Source organism: Mesorhizobium sp., from assembly GCF_024509055.1.
Lineage (GTDB): Bacteria > Pseudomonadota > Alphaproteobacteria > Rhizobiales > Rhizobiaceae > Mesorhizobium.
Genome location: NZ_JANINM010000452.1, coordinates 1 through 14797, shown reverse-complemented (window position 1 = coordinate 14797; position 14797 = coordinate 1). Strand labels below are relative to the sequence as shown.

Annotated in this window: 15 protein-coding genes; 7 read left to right on the top strand and 8 right to left on the bottom strand. The window is 64.2% G+C overall.

All coding sequences use genetic code 11. From position 1 onward, the window contains the following. From Q0L57_RS25995 to Q0L57_RS25965, 7 genes are all read left to right on the top strand, one after another. Nucleotides 1-323, top strand: a 323-nt coding sequence (locus Q0L57_RS25995) for a substrate-binding domain-containing protein (protein WP_296745934.1), incomplete at its 5' end; no start/stop codon positions are given. A gap of 107 nt (nucleotides 324-430) precedes the next feature. Beyond that, nucleotides 431-1993: a sugar ABC transporter ATP-binding protein gene (locus tag Q0L57_RS25990; RefSeq protein WP_296745933.1), complete on the top strand. Its 1563-nt coding sequence runs from the start codon at nucleotides 431-433 to the stop codon at nucleotides 1991-1993. Continuing rightward, a complete protein-coding gene (locus Q0L57_RS25985) occupies nucleotides 1990-2985 on the top strand; it encodes an ABC transporter permease (protein WP_296745932.1) in 996 nt (331 codons plus the stop codon). The genes Q0L57_RS25990 and Q0L57_RS25985 overlap by 4 nt, the downstream gene beginning before the upstream one ends. A gap of 142 nt (nucleotides 2986-3127) precedes the next feature. Continuing rightward, nucleotides 3128-3970 (top strand): transporter substrate-binding domain-containing protein, encoded by an 843-nt coding sequence (locus tag Q0L57_RS25980; RefSeq protein ID WP_296745931.1) that lies wholly within the window; start codon nucleotides 3128-3130, stop codon nucleotides 3968-3970. Between the two features lie 90 nt (nucleotides 3971-4060). Then, nucleotides 4061-4807 (top strand): ABC transporter permease subunit, encoded by a 747-nt coding sequence (locus tag Q0L57_RS25975; RefSeq protein WP_296745930.1) that lies wholly within the window; start codon nucleotides 4061-4063, stop codon nucleotides 4805-4807. A gap of 9 nt (nucleotides 4808-4816) precedes the next feature. Next, on the top strand, nucleotides 4817-5548 hold the full coding sequence (locus Q0L57_RS25970; protein ID WP_296745929.1) for an ABC transporter permease: 732 nt from the start codon (nucleotides 4817-4819) through the stop codon (nucleotides 5546-5548). Beyond that, a complete protein-coding gene (locus tag Q0L57_RS25965) occupies nucleotides 5548-6363 on the top strand; it encodes an ATP-binding cassette domain-containing protein (protein WP_296745928.1) in 816 nt (271 codons plus the stop codon). Before Q0L57_RS25970 ends, Q0L57_RS25965 begins: the two co-directional genes overlap by 1 nt. A 182-nt stretch (nucleotides 6364-6545) precedes the next feature. Here the strand turns inward: Q0L57_RS25965 and phnN are convergent, their stop codons facing one another. From phnN to Q0L57_RS25925, 8 genes are all read right to left on the bottom strand, one after another. After that, entirely contained in the window at nucleotides 6546-7172 is a 627-nt protein-coding gene (phnN, locus tag Q0L57_RS25960) for a phosphonate metabolism protein/1,5-bisphosphokinase (PRPP-forming) PhnN (RefSeq protein WP_296745927.1), read from the bottom strand. After that, nucleotides 7169-8308 carry an alpha-D-ribose 1-methylphosphonate 5-triphosphate diphosphatase gene (locus Q0L57_RS25955; protein ID WP_296745926.1) on the bottom strand — a complete coding sequence of 380 codons (1140 nt, stop codon included), beginning with the start codon at nucleotides 8306-8308 and terminating at the stop codon, nucleotides 7169-7171. The genes phnN and Q0L57_RS25955 overlap by 4 nt, the downstream gene beginning before the upstream one ends. Nucleotides 8309-8376: 68 nt before the next feature. Beyond that, entirely contained in the window at nucleotides 8377-9084 is a 708-nt protein-coding gene (locus Q0L57_RS25950) for a DUF1045 domain-containing protein (RefSeq protein ID WP_296745925.1), read from the bottom strand. A gap of 251 nt (nucleotides 9085-9335) precedes the next feature. After that, a complete protein-coding gene (gene iolB / locus Q0L57_RS25945; protein ID WP_296745924.1) occupies nucleotides 9336-10148 on the bottom strand; it encodes a 5-deoxy-glucuronate isomerase in 813 nt (270 codons plus the stop codon). Between the two features lie 338 nt (nucleotides 10149-10486). Further along, nucleotides 10487-10699 carry a DUF3329 domain-containing protein gene (locus tag Q0L57_RS25940; RefSeq protein ID WP_135873650.1) on the bottom strand — a complete coding sequence of 71 codons (213 nt, stop codon included), beginning with the start codon at nucleotides 10697-10699 and terminating at the stop codon, nucleotides 10487-10489. Nucleotides 10700-10760: 61 nt separating this feature from the next. Beyond that, a complete protein-coding gene (iolE, locus tag Q0L57_RS25935) occupies nucleotides 10761-11678 on the bottom strand; it encodes a myo-inosose-2 dehydratase (RefSeq protein WP_296745923.1) in 918 nt (305 codons plus the stop codon). Between the two features lie 40 nt (nucleotides 11679-11718). Beyond that, the gene (gene iolD / locus Q0L57_RS25930) at nucleotides 11719-13563 is read right to left on the bottom strand and encodes a 3D-(3,5/4)-trihydroxycyclohexane-1,2-dione acylhydrolase (decyclizing) (RefSeq protein WP_296745935.1); all 1845 of its coding nucleotides are present in this window, start codon (nucleotides 13561-13563) and stop codon (nucleotides 11719-11721) included. A 32-nt stretch (nucleotides 13564-13595) separates the two neighbouring features. Beyond that, the coding region (locus Q0L57_RS25925; RefSeq protein WP_296745922.1) for a PfkB family carbohydrate kinase at nucleotides 13596-14797 on the bottom strand (1202 nt) is incomplete at its 5' end.

Genomic DNA, 14797 nt, shown 5'->3' with positions numbered 1-14797 from the left:
GCATGGTCGGCTTCTACTCCTACAACACGCCGCGCATCTATGAGGCGCTGCGCGACGCGGGCAAGCTCGGCCAGATCACCGTCGTCGGCTTCGACGACGATCCGATCACGCTGGGCGGCGTCAAGGAAGGCACCATTGCCGCCACCGTCGTGCAGCAGCCCTTCGAATGGGCCTATCAGGGCATGAAGCTGATGGCGGCCTATCTCAAGGGCGACAAGTCGGGCATCCCGGCCAACAACCTGATCATCATCCCGACCAAGATCATCGGCAAGGATGACGTCGACGCCTATGCCGCCAACCTCAAGGCAATGGCAGGCAAGTAAGGCAAAACGCAGTTGCGCCGGCTCAAAGCGGACCTTGAGCCGGCGTCTGTATTGACGGGCCTCGCGAGGCCCGTCACTCTGTTGCCCACCGGCTGCTGTCAGGCGCGATGACTTCTATCGACACTCAATCGACGACCGCTCCGTTCCTGAGCCTCGAAGGCGTGCGCAAGACCTATCCCGGCGTTGTTGCCCTGGACCGGTTCTCCATGGAGGTCAGACCCGGCGAGGTCATCGGCCTGGTCGGCGAAAACGGCGCCGGCAAATCTACGCTGATGAAGATCCTCGGCGGCGTCACACGGCCGGACAGCGGCAAAGTCACAGTCGACGGCGTCGCGCATGACGGGCTGACCGTGGAAGCCAGCATCGGCTCCGGCATCGCCTTCGTGCACCAGGAACTCAACCTGTTCGACAACCTCGACGTGGCTGCCAACATCTTCTTCGGTCGCGAGCCACTTCGCGGCGGACCGCTGAAGCTGGTCGACCGGGCGAAGCTGCGCGAGATGGTGGCGCCGCTGCTCAAGCGCGTCGGCGCCAATTTCTCGGCCGACGCGCCGGTGGCTTCCCTTTCACTTGCGCAGCAGCAGATGGTGGAGATCGCCAAGGCGCTTTCGATCAAGGCAAGGCTGGTGATCCTCGACGAACCGACCTCCAGCCTGCCGATCGCCGAGACCGAAAAGCTGCTCGACGTTATCAAGGGACTGAAGGCGGAAGGGATCAGCGTCATCTTCATCTCGCACCGGCTGCATGAGATCGAGCGTGTCGCCGATCGCGTCGTCGTCTTGCGGGACGGCACTTTGGCCGGCACGTTGCCGAAGAGCGAAATCAACCACGACCAGATGGTCCGGCTGATGATCGGCCGCATGCTGAAGGAACGCGAAAAGGCTGGCGAGGCCACGCGCGCGCCGGGCAATGTCGCGTTGTCGGCGAACGGCGTGCGGACGAGCACCTATCCCGATCGTCCTGTCAGCCTGGAGATCAGGCGCGGCGAGATCCTCGGCCTCGCCGGCCTGGTCGGCTCCGGCCGCACCGAACTGGCGCGCGTGCTGTTCGGCATCGACGAGCGGCTCGCCGGCAGTGTGGCGCTGGATGGCAAGGCGCTCAATCTCACCTCCGCCGCCGACGCGGTGGCGAGCGGCATCTTCCTGGTGCCGGAAGACCGCAAGCTCACCGGCATCCTGCTCGACCTGTCGATCGCAGAGAACATCTCGCTGCCCAACCTGCCGGCGCATGCCAGGCGCTCGCTGGTCTCGACCGGCGCCGAGGTTGTCACCGCCGAAAAGCAGAAGAAAAACCTCGGCATCAAGGCGCCGTCGGTCCTGACCCGCACAGGCACGCTTTCGGGCGGCAACCAGCAGAAGGTGGTTCTGGCCAAGTGGCTGGCGATGAACCCAAAGGTGATGATCCTCGACGAGCCGACGCGCGGCATCGACATCGGCGCCAAGGCGGAGATCTACGGGCTGATGCGGGGACTGGCCGATGCAGGGGTCGCTGTGCTGATGATCTCCAGCGACATGGAAGAAGTGATCGGCGTCTCGGATCGCATCGCGGTCATGCATGAGGGGCAGATCTCCGGCATTCTGGACCGGGACGATTTCAGCCAGGAGAATGTGCTTTTGCTGGCGGTGGGCAAGAAGCCCAGGCTGGTGCATGCCGTGGGAGGAGTGCAATGAGCAAGAAAGACCTCGGCCTGCTGATCCTGATCCTGGTGGTCGGCGCGGTGGTGACGGCGATCAATCCGCGCTTCCTGTCGACGATCAACCTCGCTAACACCTCGAACCTGGTCGCGCTGTTCGGCATCCTTTCCATCGGCCAGGCTTTCGTCATCATCACCGGCGGCATCGAACTTTCGGTCGGGTCGCTCATCGCGCTGCTCGGCACGCTGTTCATCGACTTCATCGCCGTGCGCGAGGTGAACTGGCCACTGGCCTTCGTGCTGATCCTGCTGCTCGGCGCCGTCATCGGCTTCGTGCATGGCTGGCTGATCACGCGGCTGAAGCTCCAGCCCTTCGTGGTGACGCTCTGCGGCCTGCTCATCTATCGCGGCGTGGCACGCTTCTACACCGCCGACGGCACCGCCGGCTTCGCGTTCGGGCAGAATTTCCCAACGCTCGAATTCCTGACTGCCGGGCGCTCCTACGGCTTGCCGAACAGCTTCATCGCGCTGATCGTCATCGCCATCGTCATGTGGGTGGTGCTGCATCGCTCGGTGTTCGGCCGCTATCTCTACGCCATCGGCAAGAACGAGGAAGCGGCCAAGTACTCCGGCATCCGGACGGGGCGCGTCGTCATCGCGGCCTACGTCATCTGCGGCGTGCTGACGGCGCTCTCGGCGATCTATTTCGCCATGTACACGCGCTCGATCTCGCCGGCGAGCCATGGCCAGTTCTATGAGCTCTACGCGATCGCCGCTGCCGTGCTCGGTGGCTTCTCGCTGCGCGGCGGCGAGGGTTCGCTGGTGGGCGTGATCCTGGGCACGGTGCTGCTGCAGGAATTGCAGAACCTGGTCAACCTGCTCGGTATTCCGTCCTCGCTCAACTTCGCGGTGATGGGCGGCGTCATCCTGATCGGCGTGCTGGTCGACCAGCAATGGGGTGTCTTCCGCGCCCGGCGCCGGATGGTGGAGGCGACACGCCAGAACATCGCCGGCGCACCAGCGGAATAGCCTCGCTCGCCGGCCCCAGCGCCTGAACTAATGGTGATCTGGAGCGAAGCGCGCCGGTAAAAACAGCCCTTGTCGACGAATCTGGGCTGCGCTAGCAATGAGCGTCACAGGTATCCAAGAACAAAGTATGGGAGGAAGTATCGTGACATCATCACGTTGGATTGCACTTGCCGCGCTGGCGCTGACTTGTTCGACGCCGGCAATGGCCAAGGACTGGAAAACCGTCACGGTCGCGATGGAGGGCTCTTATGCCCCCTGGAACCAGACCGATGCCAGCGGCAAGATCGTCGGATTCGAGGTGGACGTGCTGAACGACGTCTGCGGGCGCGCAAAGCTGGAATGCAACGTCGTGGCGCAGGACTGGGACGGCGTCATCCCCGGACTCACGGCAGGCAAGTTCGACATCGTGATGGACGGCATGTCGATCACCGAGGAGCGCCTGAAGACCATCGACTTCTCGGTCCCCTACGCCTCTTCGCCGGTCGCCTTCCTGGCGGACAAGAACGGCCCGCTGGCCAAGTTGTCCAACAGCGGCAAGATGATCGACCTTTCCAAGGATGATGCCGAATCCAAGGCCGCGCTCGACACTTTGCGCAAGGAACTCGGCGGCAAGAATATCGGACTTCAGGTTTCGACCACCGAAGCGACTTTCGCCGACAAGTATCTGAAGGACGTCGCCAACGTCCATGAGTACAAGACCACGGACGAGCATGACCTCGACCTGATGGCGGGCCGCATCGACGTGGCTTTTGCCGACACCACCTACTTCCTCGGCACCCTGGCCAAACCCGACGCTAAGGACCTGGAATTCGTCGGGCCGCAGTTCAAGGGTGGCCCGATCCTCGGACCGGGCATCGGCGCCGCTTTCCGCAAGACCGACAAGGACCTGCAGGACATCTACAACAAGGCCCTCAAGGCTGCTCTCGACGACGGTTCCGTGTCGAAATACAGCATGCAGTGGTTCAAGATCGACATTACCAAGTAATGTCGCAACGGGAGCAGCCAAGGCTGCTCCCGTTTTGCATTGAGGCGGGCAAATCCGTCGATGCATGTCTCGGCGCCCGGAGGAGGCGTAGTGGGGTTTCTCAGCGATCTCAAGGACCAGGTGTCGACGGCCTATGAGCTGTTGGCGGCCGGCTGGGGCGTGCAACTGCTCTGGGGCATCGGCTGGACGCTCGCCGTCACCGTGGTCTCGATGATGATCGGTGCCGCGCTGGGCTCGCTCGTGGCGGCGGCCAAGCTCTCGCACCGCGGCGGATTACGGTTTCTCGGCGAGAGCTACACCACCGTGTTCCGCGGCGAACCGGAACTTTTGATCATCTATCTGTTCTATTATGGCGGCACGCAAATCTTGACGGGCGTGGCGCGGTCGACCGGATCGATAGGCTCGACCGACATATTGAACATGCCGAGCTTCCTTGGGGGCGTTCTTGCGGTCGGCATCATCTCCGGCGCCTATCAGGCCGAGGTGTTTCGCGGGTCGTTCCTGGCGATCCATCGCGGCGAGCTGGAGGCGGCGCGCGCCTACGGCATGTCCGCATGGCTGCGCTTTCGCCTTGTGATCATGCCGCAGGTGCTTCGCCTCGCGGTGCCGGGGCTGGGCAATGTCTGGCAGCTGACCATCAAGGATTCGGCGCTGATCTCGGTCACCGGCGTCGCCGAGCTGATGCTGACCGCCAACAAGGCCGCGCGCTCGACGCATCACTCGCTGCTTTTCTACACCGTCGCCGGCATTCTTTATCTGGTGATGACCTCGATCTCGACGCCAATCTTCGAAAAGGCCGAGCGCTACACCTCCCGCAGCTTCACACGGCCGAAATGAGAGGTCGCGGTGGATTTTGACTTCTACCTTTCGACCATGTGGAGCGTTCTCAAGGCGCTGCCCCTGACGCTCGAGATCTGGTTCTGCGGCATCGCCATCGGCCTCGTCATCGCCACCGGCCTGACCTGGCTGCGGGCGTCTGGCTACAGATTGGGCGAATATTTCACGCGGGGCTATGTCTTCGTCTTCCGCGGCTCGCCGCTGCTGGTGCAGCTCTATCTGATCTATTTCGGGCTCTCGCAGTTCGATTTCGTCCGCCACAGCCCGATCCTGTGGCCGATCCTGCGCGACCCCATGTATTGCACGATCGTCGCCATGGCCTTGAACACAGCGGCTTATGAGAGCGAGATTTTCCGCGGCGCACTGCGGGCCGTGCCTGTCGGGCAGATCGAGGCGGCCAAGGCATTCGGCATGTCGGCCTTCACCCGTTTCCGCCTCGTCACGCTGCCGATCGCGCTGCGACTCGCCCTGCCTGCCTATTCGACCGAAATCATCCTCATGACCAAGGCGACAGCGCTCGCTTCCGTGGTCACGATCATGGAGATGATGGGAACGGCGCAGAAGATCCAGCACGACACGTTCCGGCCGATCGAGGTGCTTACCTGCGCCGGCGTGATCTACCTTCTTCTCAACCTGTCGATCGCGCGGCTGTTCGCCTGGGTCGAATATCGGCTTTCTCCGCATCTGCGGCCCCCGCCTGAGCGGAGCCAGCAGATAAAACCCGTTCCGGAGGTGTTGTGATGTCGGTAAATGCCGCAGCTGCCGCCGAAGCAGTGTCGTCTTCCGACGAGACGCCCGCCATCAGCGTCAAAAACCTGCGCAAGTGCTTCGGCGACCATGAGGTGCTCAAGGGCATTTCGCTCGAGGCCCACAAGGGCGATGTCATCTCGATCCTCGGTTCCTCGGGCTCGGGCAAAAGCACGATGCTGCGCTGCATCAATCTTCTGGAAACCCCGGACTCCGGCGAAGTGCGGGTGGACGGCGAGCTCATCAAGATGAAGCAGGGTCGGGACGGCCACCAATCGCCGGCCGATATCCGCCAGGTCGAACGGATCCGGGCCAACCTCGCAATGGTGTTCCAGAGCTTCAATCTCTGGTCGCACATGACCGTGCTCGAGAATCTTGTCGCCGCGCCGACGCATGTGCTCAAGCGGCCGCGTGCCGAGTGCCTGGAGCAGGCCGAGGCATTGCTGAAGCGCGTCGGCATATGGGAGCGTCGCAACTACTATCCCCCGCACATGTCCGGCGGCCAGCAACAGCGCGCGGCCATAGCGCGCGCGCTCGCCATGAACCCCAAGGTGATGCTCTTCGACGAGCCGACTTCCGCCCTCGATCCGGAACTGGTCGGCGAGGTGCTGCGCGTCATGCGCTCGCTCGCCGAGGAAGGGCGCACCATGCTGGTCGTGACGCACGAAATGGGTTTCGCCCGCGACGTCTCGAGCAAGGTGATGTTCCTTCACAAGGGCGAGGTGGATTCGGTGGGCGAACCGAAGGAGATGTTCGCCAGGCCGTCCACCCAGCAGTTCAAGCAGTTCATCGCGAACTTCAACAAGTGAGCGCGCTACTTTCGCTTCGTCATTCTATGGCGGAGCAAGGAGCGAAGCGACGCAGCGCCGACCATAGAATCCATGCCGTTGCGCTAAGGCGTTGCAACGGTTGAGAATTCTGCTCCGTTGCATCCTTCGGCGAAGGTCACGGCATGGATCCTCGGGTCAAGCCCGAGGATGACGACGTTGCGTCAGATCATGTCCGACAGATCGGAGAAGGCCATCGCCTTGCGCAGCACCTCGGCGAAGCGCTCGCCGGCTATCGCCTTGTCGCCGCTGTTGTCGATCGAGGTCACGTCCGATCCGGAGAGCTTCACGGTCGTGCCGCGCGCCAGGCGCGCAAGCACCTCGCCGCGTGATTCGCGGCCGCGCGCCGCCAGCCGCTCGGCGAGGATTTCGGGCGTCGCGGTGATCTCGACCACCGCCAGGTTGGCATAGCGCTCGCGCAGCGCCGGGATGACGGCGCGGGAGACATTGGCAACGGCGACATGGCCGTTGGAGACAGCCCAATCGACGTCGGCGGGCAGCCCATAGCGCAAGCCATGCGCGTCCCAGCAGATGGCGAAGGCGCCGTCGGCCTCCGCCTCGGCGAAGGCGGCGTCGGCCAGCGTGTCGTGGTCCTCGCTGGCGGAATCGCTCGGCCGGGTGATGACGCGGCGCACGAATTCAAGCCGCGTCTCGTCAGGGAAGCGCGCCTTGGCGTAGCCGATGACGGTGTCCTTGCCGGCGCCGCTCGGCCCGACGACGGCGACGAAGACGCCGTTGCGGATCGGATGTGTCTCGGCGAGCTCGCGCTCGATCAGGGCCGAGACCATCATGCGACCCGGCGGCCCTGGCGCCACACGGTACGGACAACCGGCACATGGTCGTCGACGCGAACACGCACGAGGTCGGCGCGCCGACCCTGCTCGATGACGCCGCGGTCGGTGAGGCCGACAGCCTCGGCCGGATTCTTCGAGACCATGGCGACGGCCTGCGGCAACGAGATGCCGTCGACGACATCGCCGAGGAAGAAGGCCGACTGGATCAGGCTGAAGGGGATGTAGTCGGACGACAGGATGTCGAGCAGGCCGTCGGCGGCAAGCCTGCGGGCCGACACGTTGCCGGAATGCGATGAGCCGCGCATGACGTTCGGCGCGCCCATCAGCACACCGAGACCGGCCGCCTTCGAAGCCTTGGCCGCCTCTTCCGTGGTGGGGAACTCGGCGACGCGCACGCCTTGCTCGATGGCCTCGTCGACATGAGCGGCGGTGGCGTCGTCATGGCTGGCCAGAACGATGCCGCGCTCGTGGCAGGCGGCTGAGATGAAGACGCGGTTCGGACCGGAATTGCGGGCCGATTCTCCCATCCGCTTTTCGCAGAATTTCTGGAAGTCGCGATCGGTCAGCTTCAGCTTGCGCTGGTAGTAATAGGCGTAGGTCTCGAGGTTGACGAACTGCCGCTGGCCCGGTGCATGGTCCATCAGCGAAGCAAGCTTCACCCGGTCGTCGGTCTCGAAATTGGCGAAGGCTTTCAGGCAGTCCGGCGCCGAGACCTCGCAGCGCAGATGGATGAAATGGTCGGCCCTCAGCCGGTCCTCGCGCACGCTGTCCTCGATGGCGTCGGCGAGCTTGCGGATGTCGTCGGACGTCAGGTCGGCGTCCTCGTCCATGCCGACGCGCAACGCGTCGAGCACGGTGGTGATGCCGGCGGTGGCGACCTGGGCGTCGTGGGCGAGCACGGCGGCGATCGGATTCCAGCGCACCTTCGGGCGCGGCGCGTAGTGGCCTTCCAGATGATCGGTGTGCAGCTCGACGAGGCCGGGGATGATGTAGTCGCCGCCCATGTCCTCGCCTGTGCGGGCGGGGCCCTGCTCCACGGCGGCGATCATGCCATCGCGCAGCACCAGCGAACCCTCGACGATTTCGTCGGGCAATACGATGCGGGCGTTGTTCAAAACGGTCTCGGCGGTCATCTCAGGCAGTCCTCGATCTCAAAGCGGTCCAGTGGGGCGGTCCAGTCGGGAGGTCTATGGGCGGTCAATCAGGCGATCTTCCTGGCCGGGCGTCGACCAAGCGCATGGTGGGAAAGAACCATGAACGGGGCGCCCGGCTCGGTTTCGACGAACAATGTCAGCGCATCCACCTGCACCGGCTGCTGCAGCACTTCGGCGAACAGACTGGCTATTGCTGCGCGAAGACGTGGGCTTTCCTGTGGCCCAACCCGTCCGGACAATGTCATGTGGAAGCGGAAGGTCTCGAAGACGTAGGGGTAACCCCACTGGCAGAGGTTGCGGAATTCGTCCGGCTTCAGCGAATCCGGGCTGCGCCGCTCGATCTCGGCCTCGGTCAGCGGCGCGCGGAACCCGTCGAACGCGCGCACGACATCGCCGGCGAAGCTGTTGAGCGGAGCAAACGGCGTTTCCGGCACCAGCGCGAAGAAGCCGTCGATCTGGCCGACGACGAGGCGCGGGATGACGACCGGCGGCGTCGCTTCGGCGAAATGGTCGAGCGCGGCGCGCAGCGAGGCTTCCGTCTCGCTAGGCGCCAGCCGGAAAGGCGCCTTCAGCGTCGCGTGGAATCCGTAACGCCTGGCCGAAGCCGTGTGGAAGGCGACTTCCGCGGCCGACAAATCACCCACGGCCTCGACCGGCCGCGTCGCTGCGCCGAACGGGTCGCGGCCCAGCCAGTTGGCGGCGATCCGTGCCAGCGGCTCGTCCTGCCTCGGGGTGAAATAGATGGCGTAACGCATGAAGCTTCCTCGTCAAAGCGCGTTGCGCCCGAAGGGATCATGCGACGCGCTTCAAATCTTCAGTTTTCGGCAAGTCGTTGTCCCGAAACGCCCGAGCGCTTGCGGCGACATGCACCGGAACCGCTGCCATAGGTGATTTCCATGACGGATTGACGAAACCTTCATGGGTTTTCGAAGGCAAATCCAGCCTTGAAGTCATTAGCCGACGATTTTTCGGAGGCTGGACCAATAGCTCCAGCCGGCCTGCCCCGTCAGGCCTTCATCAGCCATTCGTGCTCGGCCGCGTTGTGGAACTTCCACGTCCGCTTCGGGCCGGCCATGACGTTGAGATAATAGAGGTCGTAGCCATGGCAGGCAGCACACGGGTGATAGCCCTTCGGCACCAGCACCACGTCGCCGTCCTCGATCGCCATCGCCTCGTCGAGATCGCGCACCCCGTTCCTGTCGGCGTCGGTGTAGACGCGCTGGAAGGCGAAGCCCTGCGGCGGGTTGAGGCGATGATAATAGGTCTCCTCCAGATAGGATTCCGCCGGCAGATTGTCCTTGTCGTGCTTATGCGGCGGATAGCTGGAGGTGTGGCCGCCCGGCGTGATGACCTCGACGACCAGCAGCGAATCGGCCGGCTTGCCCTCGGGCAGGATATTGGTGACGTAGCGCGTGTTGGTGCCCTTGCCGCGCACTTCCTGGCCGAGATCGTCAGGGCCGATGACACGGACCGGCAGGCCGCCGCCAAGGCCAGGCGCCGAGCAGACAGCGAGCTCCAGTTCGGTGTCGGCGGTCACCGACCAGTCGGAACCTTGCGGCACATAGACCGACCAGGGCTTGCCCTCGAAGGGCGACATGCGCTCGCCGAGCAGGCCGAGATCCTTGCCCCCGGCCGACGCGTTGCCCTGGCCAGTGACGAAGACCAGGCAGACCTCACGCTGGCCGGTCTTGCCCGAGGCCGTCTCGCCTGGGCGCAGCCTGTGGAGGTCGAAACCGACATAGGTCCAGCCGGCGCTTTGCGGCGTGACGTGAGCGACATGGCCGTGGCCCTTGTCGGCCTTGACGAGCAGTTTCGACATAGTTTGTCTCTCCTATTCCTTTGGCCCCAGCGGGTGATCTTGCCGGGTGGCAGAACCAGCACAAACCTTCGAGATTGGCCGAGGCCTCCAAACTTCGTCATTCTAGGGCGAAGCAGGAGCGTAGCTCCGTCGCGAAGACCCTAGAATCCATGCCGTTACCTAAGGCGAAGAGCACAGCGGAGCAGAATTCTGCACCGTCGCGGCTGTTTTTACGTCACGGCATGGATCCTCGGGTCTGCGCGCGTCGCTTCGCTCCTTGCTTCGCCCGTGGATGACGAAGCGGGGGGCGTTTCAGCCAATCGCCAACGCATCCGATCTGTGAGCCTTCCATAGTCCAGTCATTCCTTAGGCTCGGCCGGAGGCTTGGCCTCCTCGACCGGCTTGTAGAGATAGAAGAACTGCCACACCGCATAGCCGGCGAAGCCTAGCGCGATGACGCCCCAGAAGGGCGTGCCGGAGGCGAACTCGATGACCGACCAGATCAGGCAGACGGCGACGACCGCTATGCGGCGCCACAAGGGCCGGAAGAACGGGTGCTCATAATCTTTCATCGCGCCATCCGAGAGTTGCCGGGTTCCTCAGATAAGCCACCCGCCGCCGCCAATCCAGCGCTCAGTCATTCGGGAAGCCTTGCGTCTCGACCGTGTAGCCAGCGGCTGTCATCACCCGCATCAGCTCCTTGTGGCCGACCTCGGCCATCCTCAGTGGCGGGTTCTTCTTCGGATCCTGCTCGGCTTCGACCACGAACCAACCCTCATAGCCGTAATCGGCGAATTTCCGGACGATGGCACCAAAGTCGAGCGAGCCGTCGCCCGGCACGGTGAAGGCGCCGAGCGCCACGGCGTCGAGGAAGGACTGCTTCGATCGATCGAGCCCGTCGATCACGCTCTTGCGCACGTCCTTCACATGGACATGGTTGATGCGCTTGTGATGGTTGTCGATGGCGCGCAGCACATCGCCGCCGGCAAAGACGAGATGGCCGGCGTCGAGCAGGAGCGGAATGCCTTCGCCCGAATTGCGCATGAAAGCATCAAGTTCCGGCTCGGTCTCGACCACCGCCGCCATGTGGTGATGGTATGAGAGCGGCATGCCCTGGTCGGCGCACCATTCGCCGAAGTCGGTGACCCGGCGGCCATAGGCCTTCATCTCTTCGTCGGAGAGCTTCGGCTTGGTGGCCAAGGGCTTGGAGCGGTCGCCCTGGATCGAGCGGCCGACCTCGCCATAGACGATGCACGGCGCGTTCACCGCCTTGAACAGATCGATCATCGGCTGGATGCGATCCTTGTTCCTCGCCAGATCCTCATTGACCAGCGTGCCCGAGAACCAGCCGCCGCAAAGCGTGACGTCGGCCTCCTTCAGGATCGGCAGCATCACTTTCGGGTCGTTGGGGAAGCGGCGGCCCATCTCCATGCCGGTGAAGCCGGCCGAGCGCGACTGGCGCAGGCACTCCTCCAGCGACACGTCATCGCTCAGTTCCACGAGATCGTCGTTCCACCACGCGATGGGGGACATGCCCAGTTTGGCTTTCAAATCTTCACTCCAGCTTCAATCGTTGCAAGGCGGACGCGGCTCAACCCTGACGGCTGCCCACGGCCTCTTCGTATTTCTTGCGCGCGGCGTTGACTTCGCGTCGCGCCGAGACTTCGGGCACTGCGACATCCCACCAGTGGCCGCCGGCCTCGGTCGACACCAGCGGATCGGTGTCGATGACCAGCACCGTGGTCTTGCTGTTCTTCTTCGCCCTGGCGAGCGCCGTCTCCAGCTCGGCGATCGAGGCCACCTTCTCGGAAATGGCGCCGAGGCTTGCCGCATGCGCGGCGAAGTCGACGTCAGGCATCACCTCGTGGCGCGAGTCCTTCAGGAGATTGTTGAAGTTGGCGCCGCCGGTCGCCATTTGCAGCCGGTTTATGCAGCCATAGCCGCGGTTGTCGAGCAGCACGATCGTCAGCTTGAGACCGAGCATGACCGAGGTGGCGATCTCGGAATTGAGCATCAGATAGGAGCCGTCGCCGAGCATGACGACGACTTCCTGGTCCGGCTTCGCCATCTTGGCGCCGAGCCCGCCGGCGATCTCGTAGCCCATGGTCGAGAAGCCGTATTCGGCATGGTAGGAGCCCGGCGCGCCGGCCTGCCAGAGCTTGTGCAATTCGCCCGGCAGACCGCCGGCGGCATGCAGCATGGTGACGCCGGAGCCCATGACGCGCTGCACAGCGCCGATCACCTGCGCATCGGACGGATAGGCAGCGTTGGTCGAGGCGGTCACCTTGGCGGCCGCGCCCTGCCATTCCTTCTTGCCCTTCAGCGCATTGTCGGTCCAGGCGCTCGGCGCCTTCCAGCCTTTCAGCGCGGTGGACAATTCGGCAAGGCCCTCGGCCGCATCGGCGACCAGTGGCAGCGCCCAATGCTTGCCGGCGTCGAAAACCTGCGTATTCAGCCCGATGATGGCGCGGCCGGCATTCTTGAACAGTGCCCAGGAACCAGTGGTGAAATCCTGCAGCCTGGTGCCGACGGCAAGCACGACGTCTGCCTCCTCGGCCAGTCGGTTGGCGGCTGACGTGCCGGTGACGCCGACAGCCGCCATGTTGAGCGGATGGTCGTCGGGGAGCGAAGACTTGCCGCCCTGCGTCTCGCAGACCGGGATGCCGGCGCCCTGCACCAGCTTCGCCAACTCGTCCGAGGCCTGCGAATAGAGGACGCCGCCGCCGGCGATCACCAGCGGCTTCTTCGCGGCCTTCAAAGCCTCGACGGCGGCCGCAAGCTCATGGCGATCGGGACGAATGCGGCGCGGCGTCCAGACCCGCTCGGCAAACAGGCTCTCCGGATAGTCATAGGCCTCGGCCTGCACATCCTGGCAGAGCGACAGCGTGACCGGACCGCACTCGGCTGGATCGGTCAGCACCTGCATGGCGCGGTTGAGCGCCGGGATGATCTGCTCCGGCCGCGTGATGCGGTCGAAATAGCGCGATACGGCGCGGAAGCAGTCGTTAACGCTTGCGGTGCCATCGGAAAAATCCTCGGCCTGCTGCAGCACCGGATCGGGCAGACGGTTGGCAAAGACATCGCCGGGCAACAAGAGCACGGGCAGCCGGTTGACATGGGCAAGCGCCGCGGCCGTCACCATGTTCAGCGCGCCCGGGCCGATCGAGGTGGTCGCGGCCATGAAGCGGCGGCGGAAATTGGCCTTGGCGTAAGCGATCGCCGCATGCGCCATCGCCTGCTCGTTATGACCCCTGAAGGTCGGCAATTCATCGCGGACCTGGTAGAGCGCCTCGCCGACACCGGCGACATTGCCATGGCCGAAGATCGCCCAGACGCCGCCGAAGATCGGCACTTTCCTGCCGTCGATCTCGGTCATCTGCCGGCTGAGAAAGCGGGTCAGCGCCTGCGCCATCGTCAGGCGAATTGTTTTGCTCATCATGTTTCCTCCGCAGTCTTTCGGCGGTCTTGTTATGCTGCCTTGCGGCCGCGCGCGGCAAGCCATGCCTCGGTCAGCTGCTCGAAGCGCGAGGCCATGTCGGCCACCGCCTCGTCATCCGACATCCTGCCGGCCAGCCACTGTTCGGCGGCATTGATGAAGATGGTGCGGCCGACGGCGAAGCCCTTCACGATGGGCGCGTTGCTCGTCGCGGCGAAGGCAGCGACCAGTTCGTCCTGCGGCGCCTCCAGGCCCAACAGCACGACTCCTCGGCACCAAGGATCGTTCCTGACGATGACCTGTTCGATCTTCGCCCAGGCACCGGCCGAAGCCTGCGGCTCCAGCTTCCACCAATCGGGCTTGATGCCCAGCGCATAGAGCTCCTCCAGCGCGCGCGGAATGGTGGTGTCGTCGAGCTTGCCGTGCTTGCCGGCGATGATCTCGACGAGAAGCTCCCTGCCAACCTTTCGCGCGGCTTCGAACAGGGCTCGCAGCTTCTGCCGCTGCTCGGTCTTCAAGGCTTCCGGATCGTCGGGATGATAGAAGCACAGGCATTTGATGCAGTGGTCGACCGGCCAGTCGATCAGTTGCGAGCCGATGTCCTGCGAGAATTCGAAACGCAGCGGGCGCGAGCCTGGCAGTTCAACCGGGCGACCGAGCCAGGCGAAGGGATGACGGGCGAATTCGAACATCGCATCGCGGCCGTATTTCTCGTCGATCAGCATGCCGTAGCCGTCACGGCCGGCCGCGACCTTGGCCGCCGCCTTGACGGTCAGCACCTTGAAGTCCGGAATGCGCGAAGCGTCGGCGCCGACCCTGGCCGCGACATCCTCCAGCTGGACGCGATGGTCGCAGGCCAAAGCCATCAGCGAGGGAATGTCGCGCCGGCGCGTGGTCGCCCAATGGATGTGGTTGATCGCTTCGTCCTTGCGCAGCGCGAGATGCTTGCTGCCGTGCTTGAGGAAGAATTGCATTTCCTCGAAGGTCGGGTACTCCGGCGCGCAGAGCAGGCGCGACACGGCGAACGCGCCGCAGGCATTGGCCCAGGTCGCGGCGGTGGCGAAGCTCTCGCCGCCGAGCCAGCCGCGCAGGAAGCCCGACATGAAGGCGTCACCGGCGCCGAGCACGTTGTAGATCTCGATCGGAAAGCCCTTGCCGACGATGCCGTCCTCCAGATCGTCGCTGATCGGGCCGTCATAGACGATGCAGCCCTTGGCGCCGCGCTTGAGCACGA

Bases quoted from the DNA above. Each gene is read 5' to 3' on its own strand.
- Q0L57_RS25990 (WP_296745933.1), top strand. From the start codon at position 431: ATGACTTCTATCGACACTCAATCGACGACCGCTCCGTTCCTGAGCCTC.
- Q0L57_RS25985 (WP_296745932.1), top strand. From the start codon at position 1,990: ATGAGCAAGAAAGACCTCGGCCTGCTGATCCTGATCCTGGTGGTCGGC.
- Q0L57_RS25965 (WP_296745928.1), top strand. From the start codon at position 5,548: ATGTCGGTAAATGCCGCAGCTGCCGCCGAAGCAGTGTCGTCTTCCGAC.
- phnN (WP_296745927.1), bottom strand. From the start codon at position 7,172: ATGATGGTCTCGGCCCTGATCGAGCGCGAGCTCGCCGAGACACATCCG.
- Q0L57_RS25955 (WP_296745926.1), bottom strand. From the start codon at position 8,308: ATGACCGCCGAGACCGTTTTGAACAACGCCCGCATCGTATTGCCCGAC.
- Q0L57_RS25950 (WP_296745925.1), bottom strand. From the start codon at position 9,084: ATGCGTTACGCCATCTATTTCACCCCGAGGCAGGACGAGCCGCTGGCA.
- iolB (WP_296745924.1), bottom strand. From the start codon at position 10,148: ATGTCGAAACTGCTCGTCAAGGCCGACAAGGGCCACGGCCATGTCGCT.
- Q0L57_RS25940 (WP_135873650.1), bottom strand. From the start codon at position 10,699: ATGAAAGATTATGAGCACCCGTTCTTCCGGCCCTTGTGGCGCCGCATA.
- iolD (WP_296745935.1), bottom strand. From the start codon at position 13,563: ATGAGCAAAACAATTCGCCTGACGATGGCGCAGGCGCTGACCCGCTTT.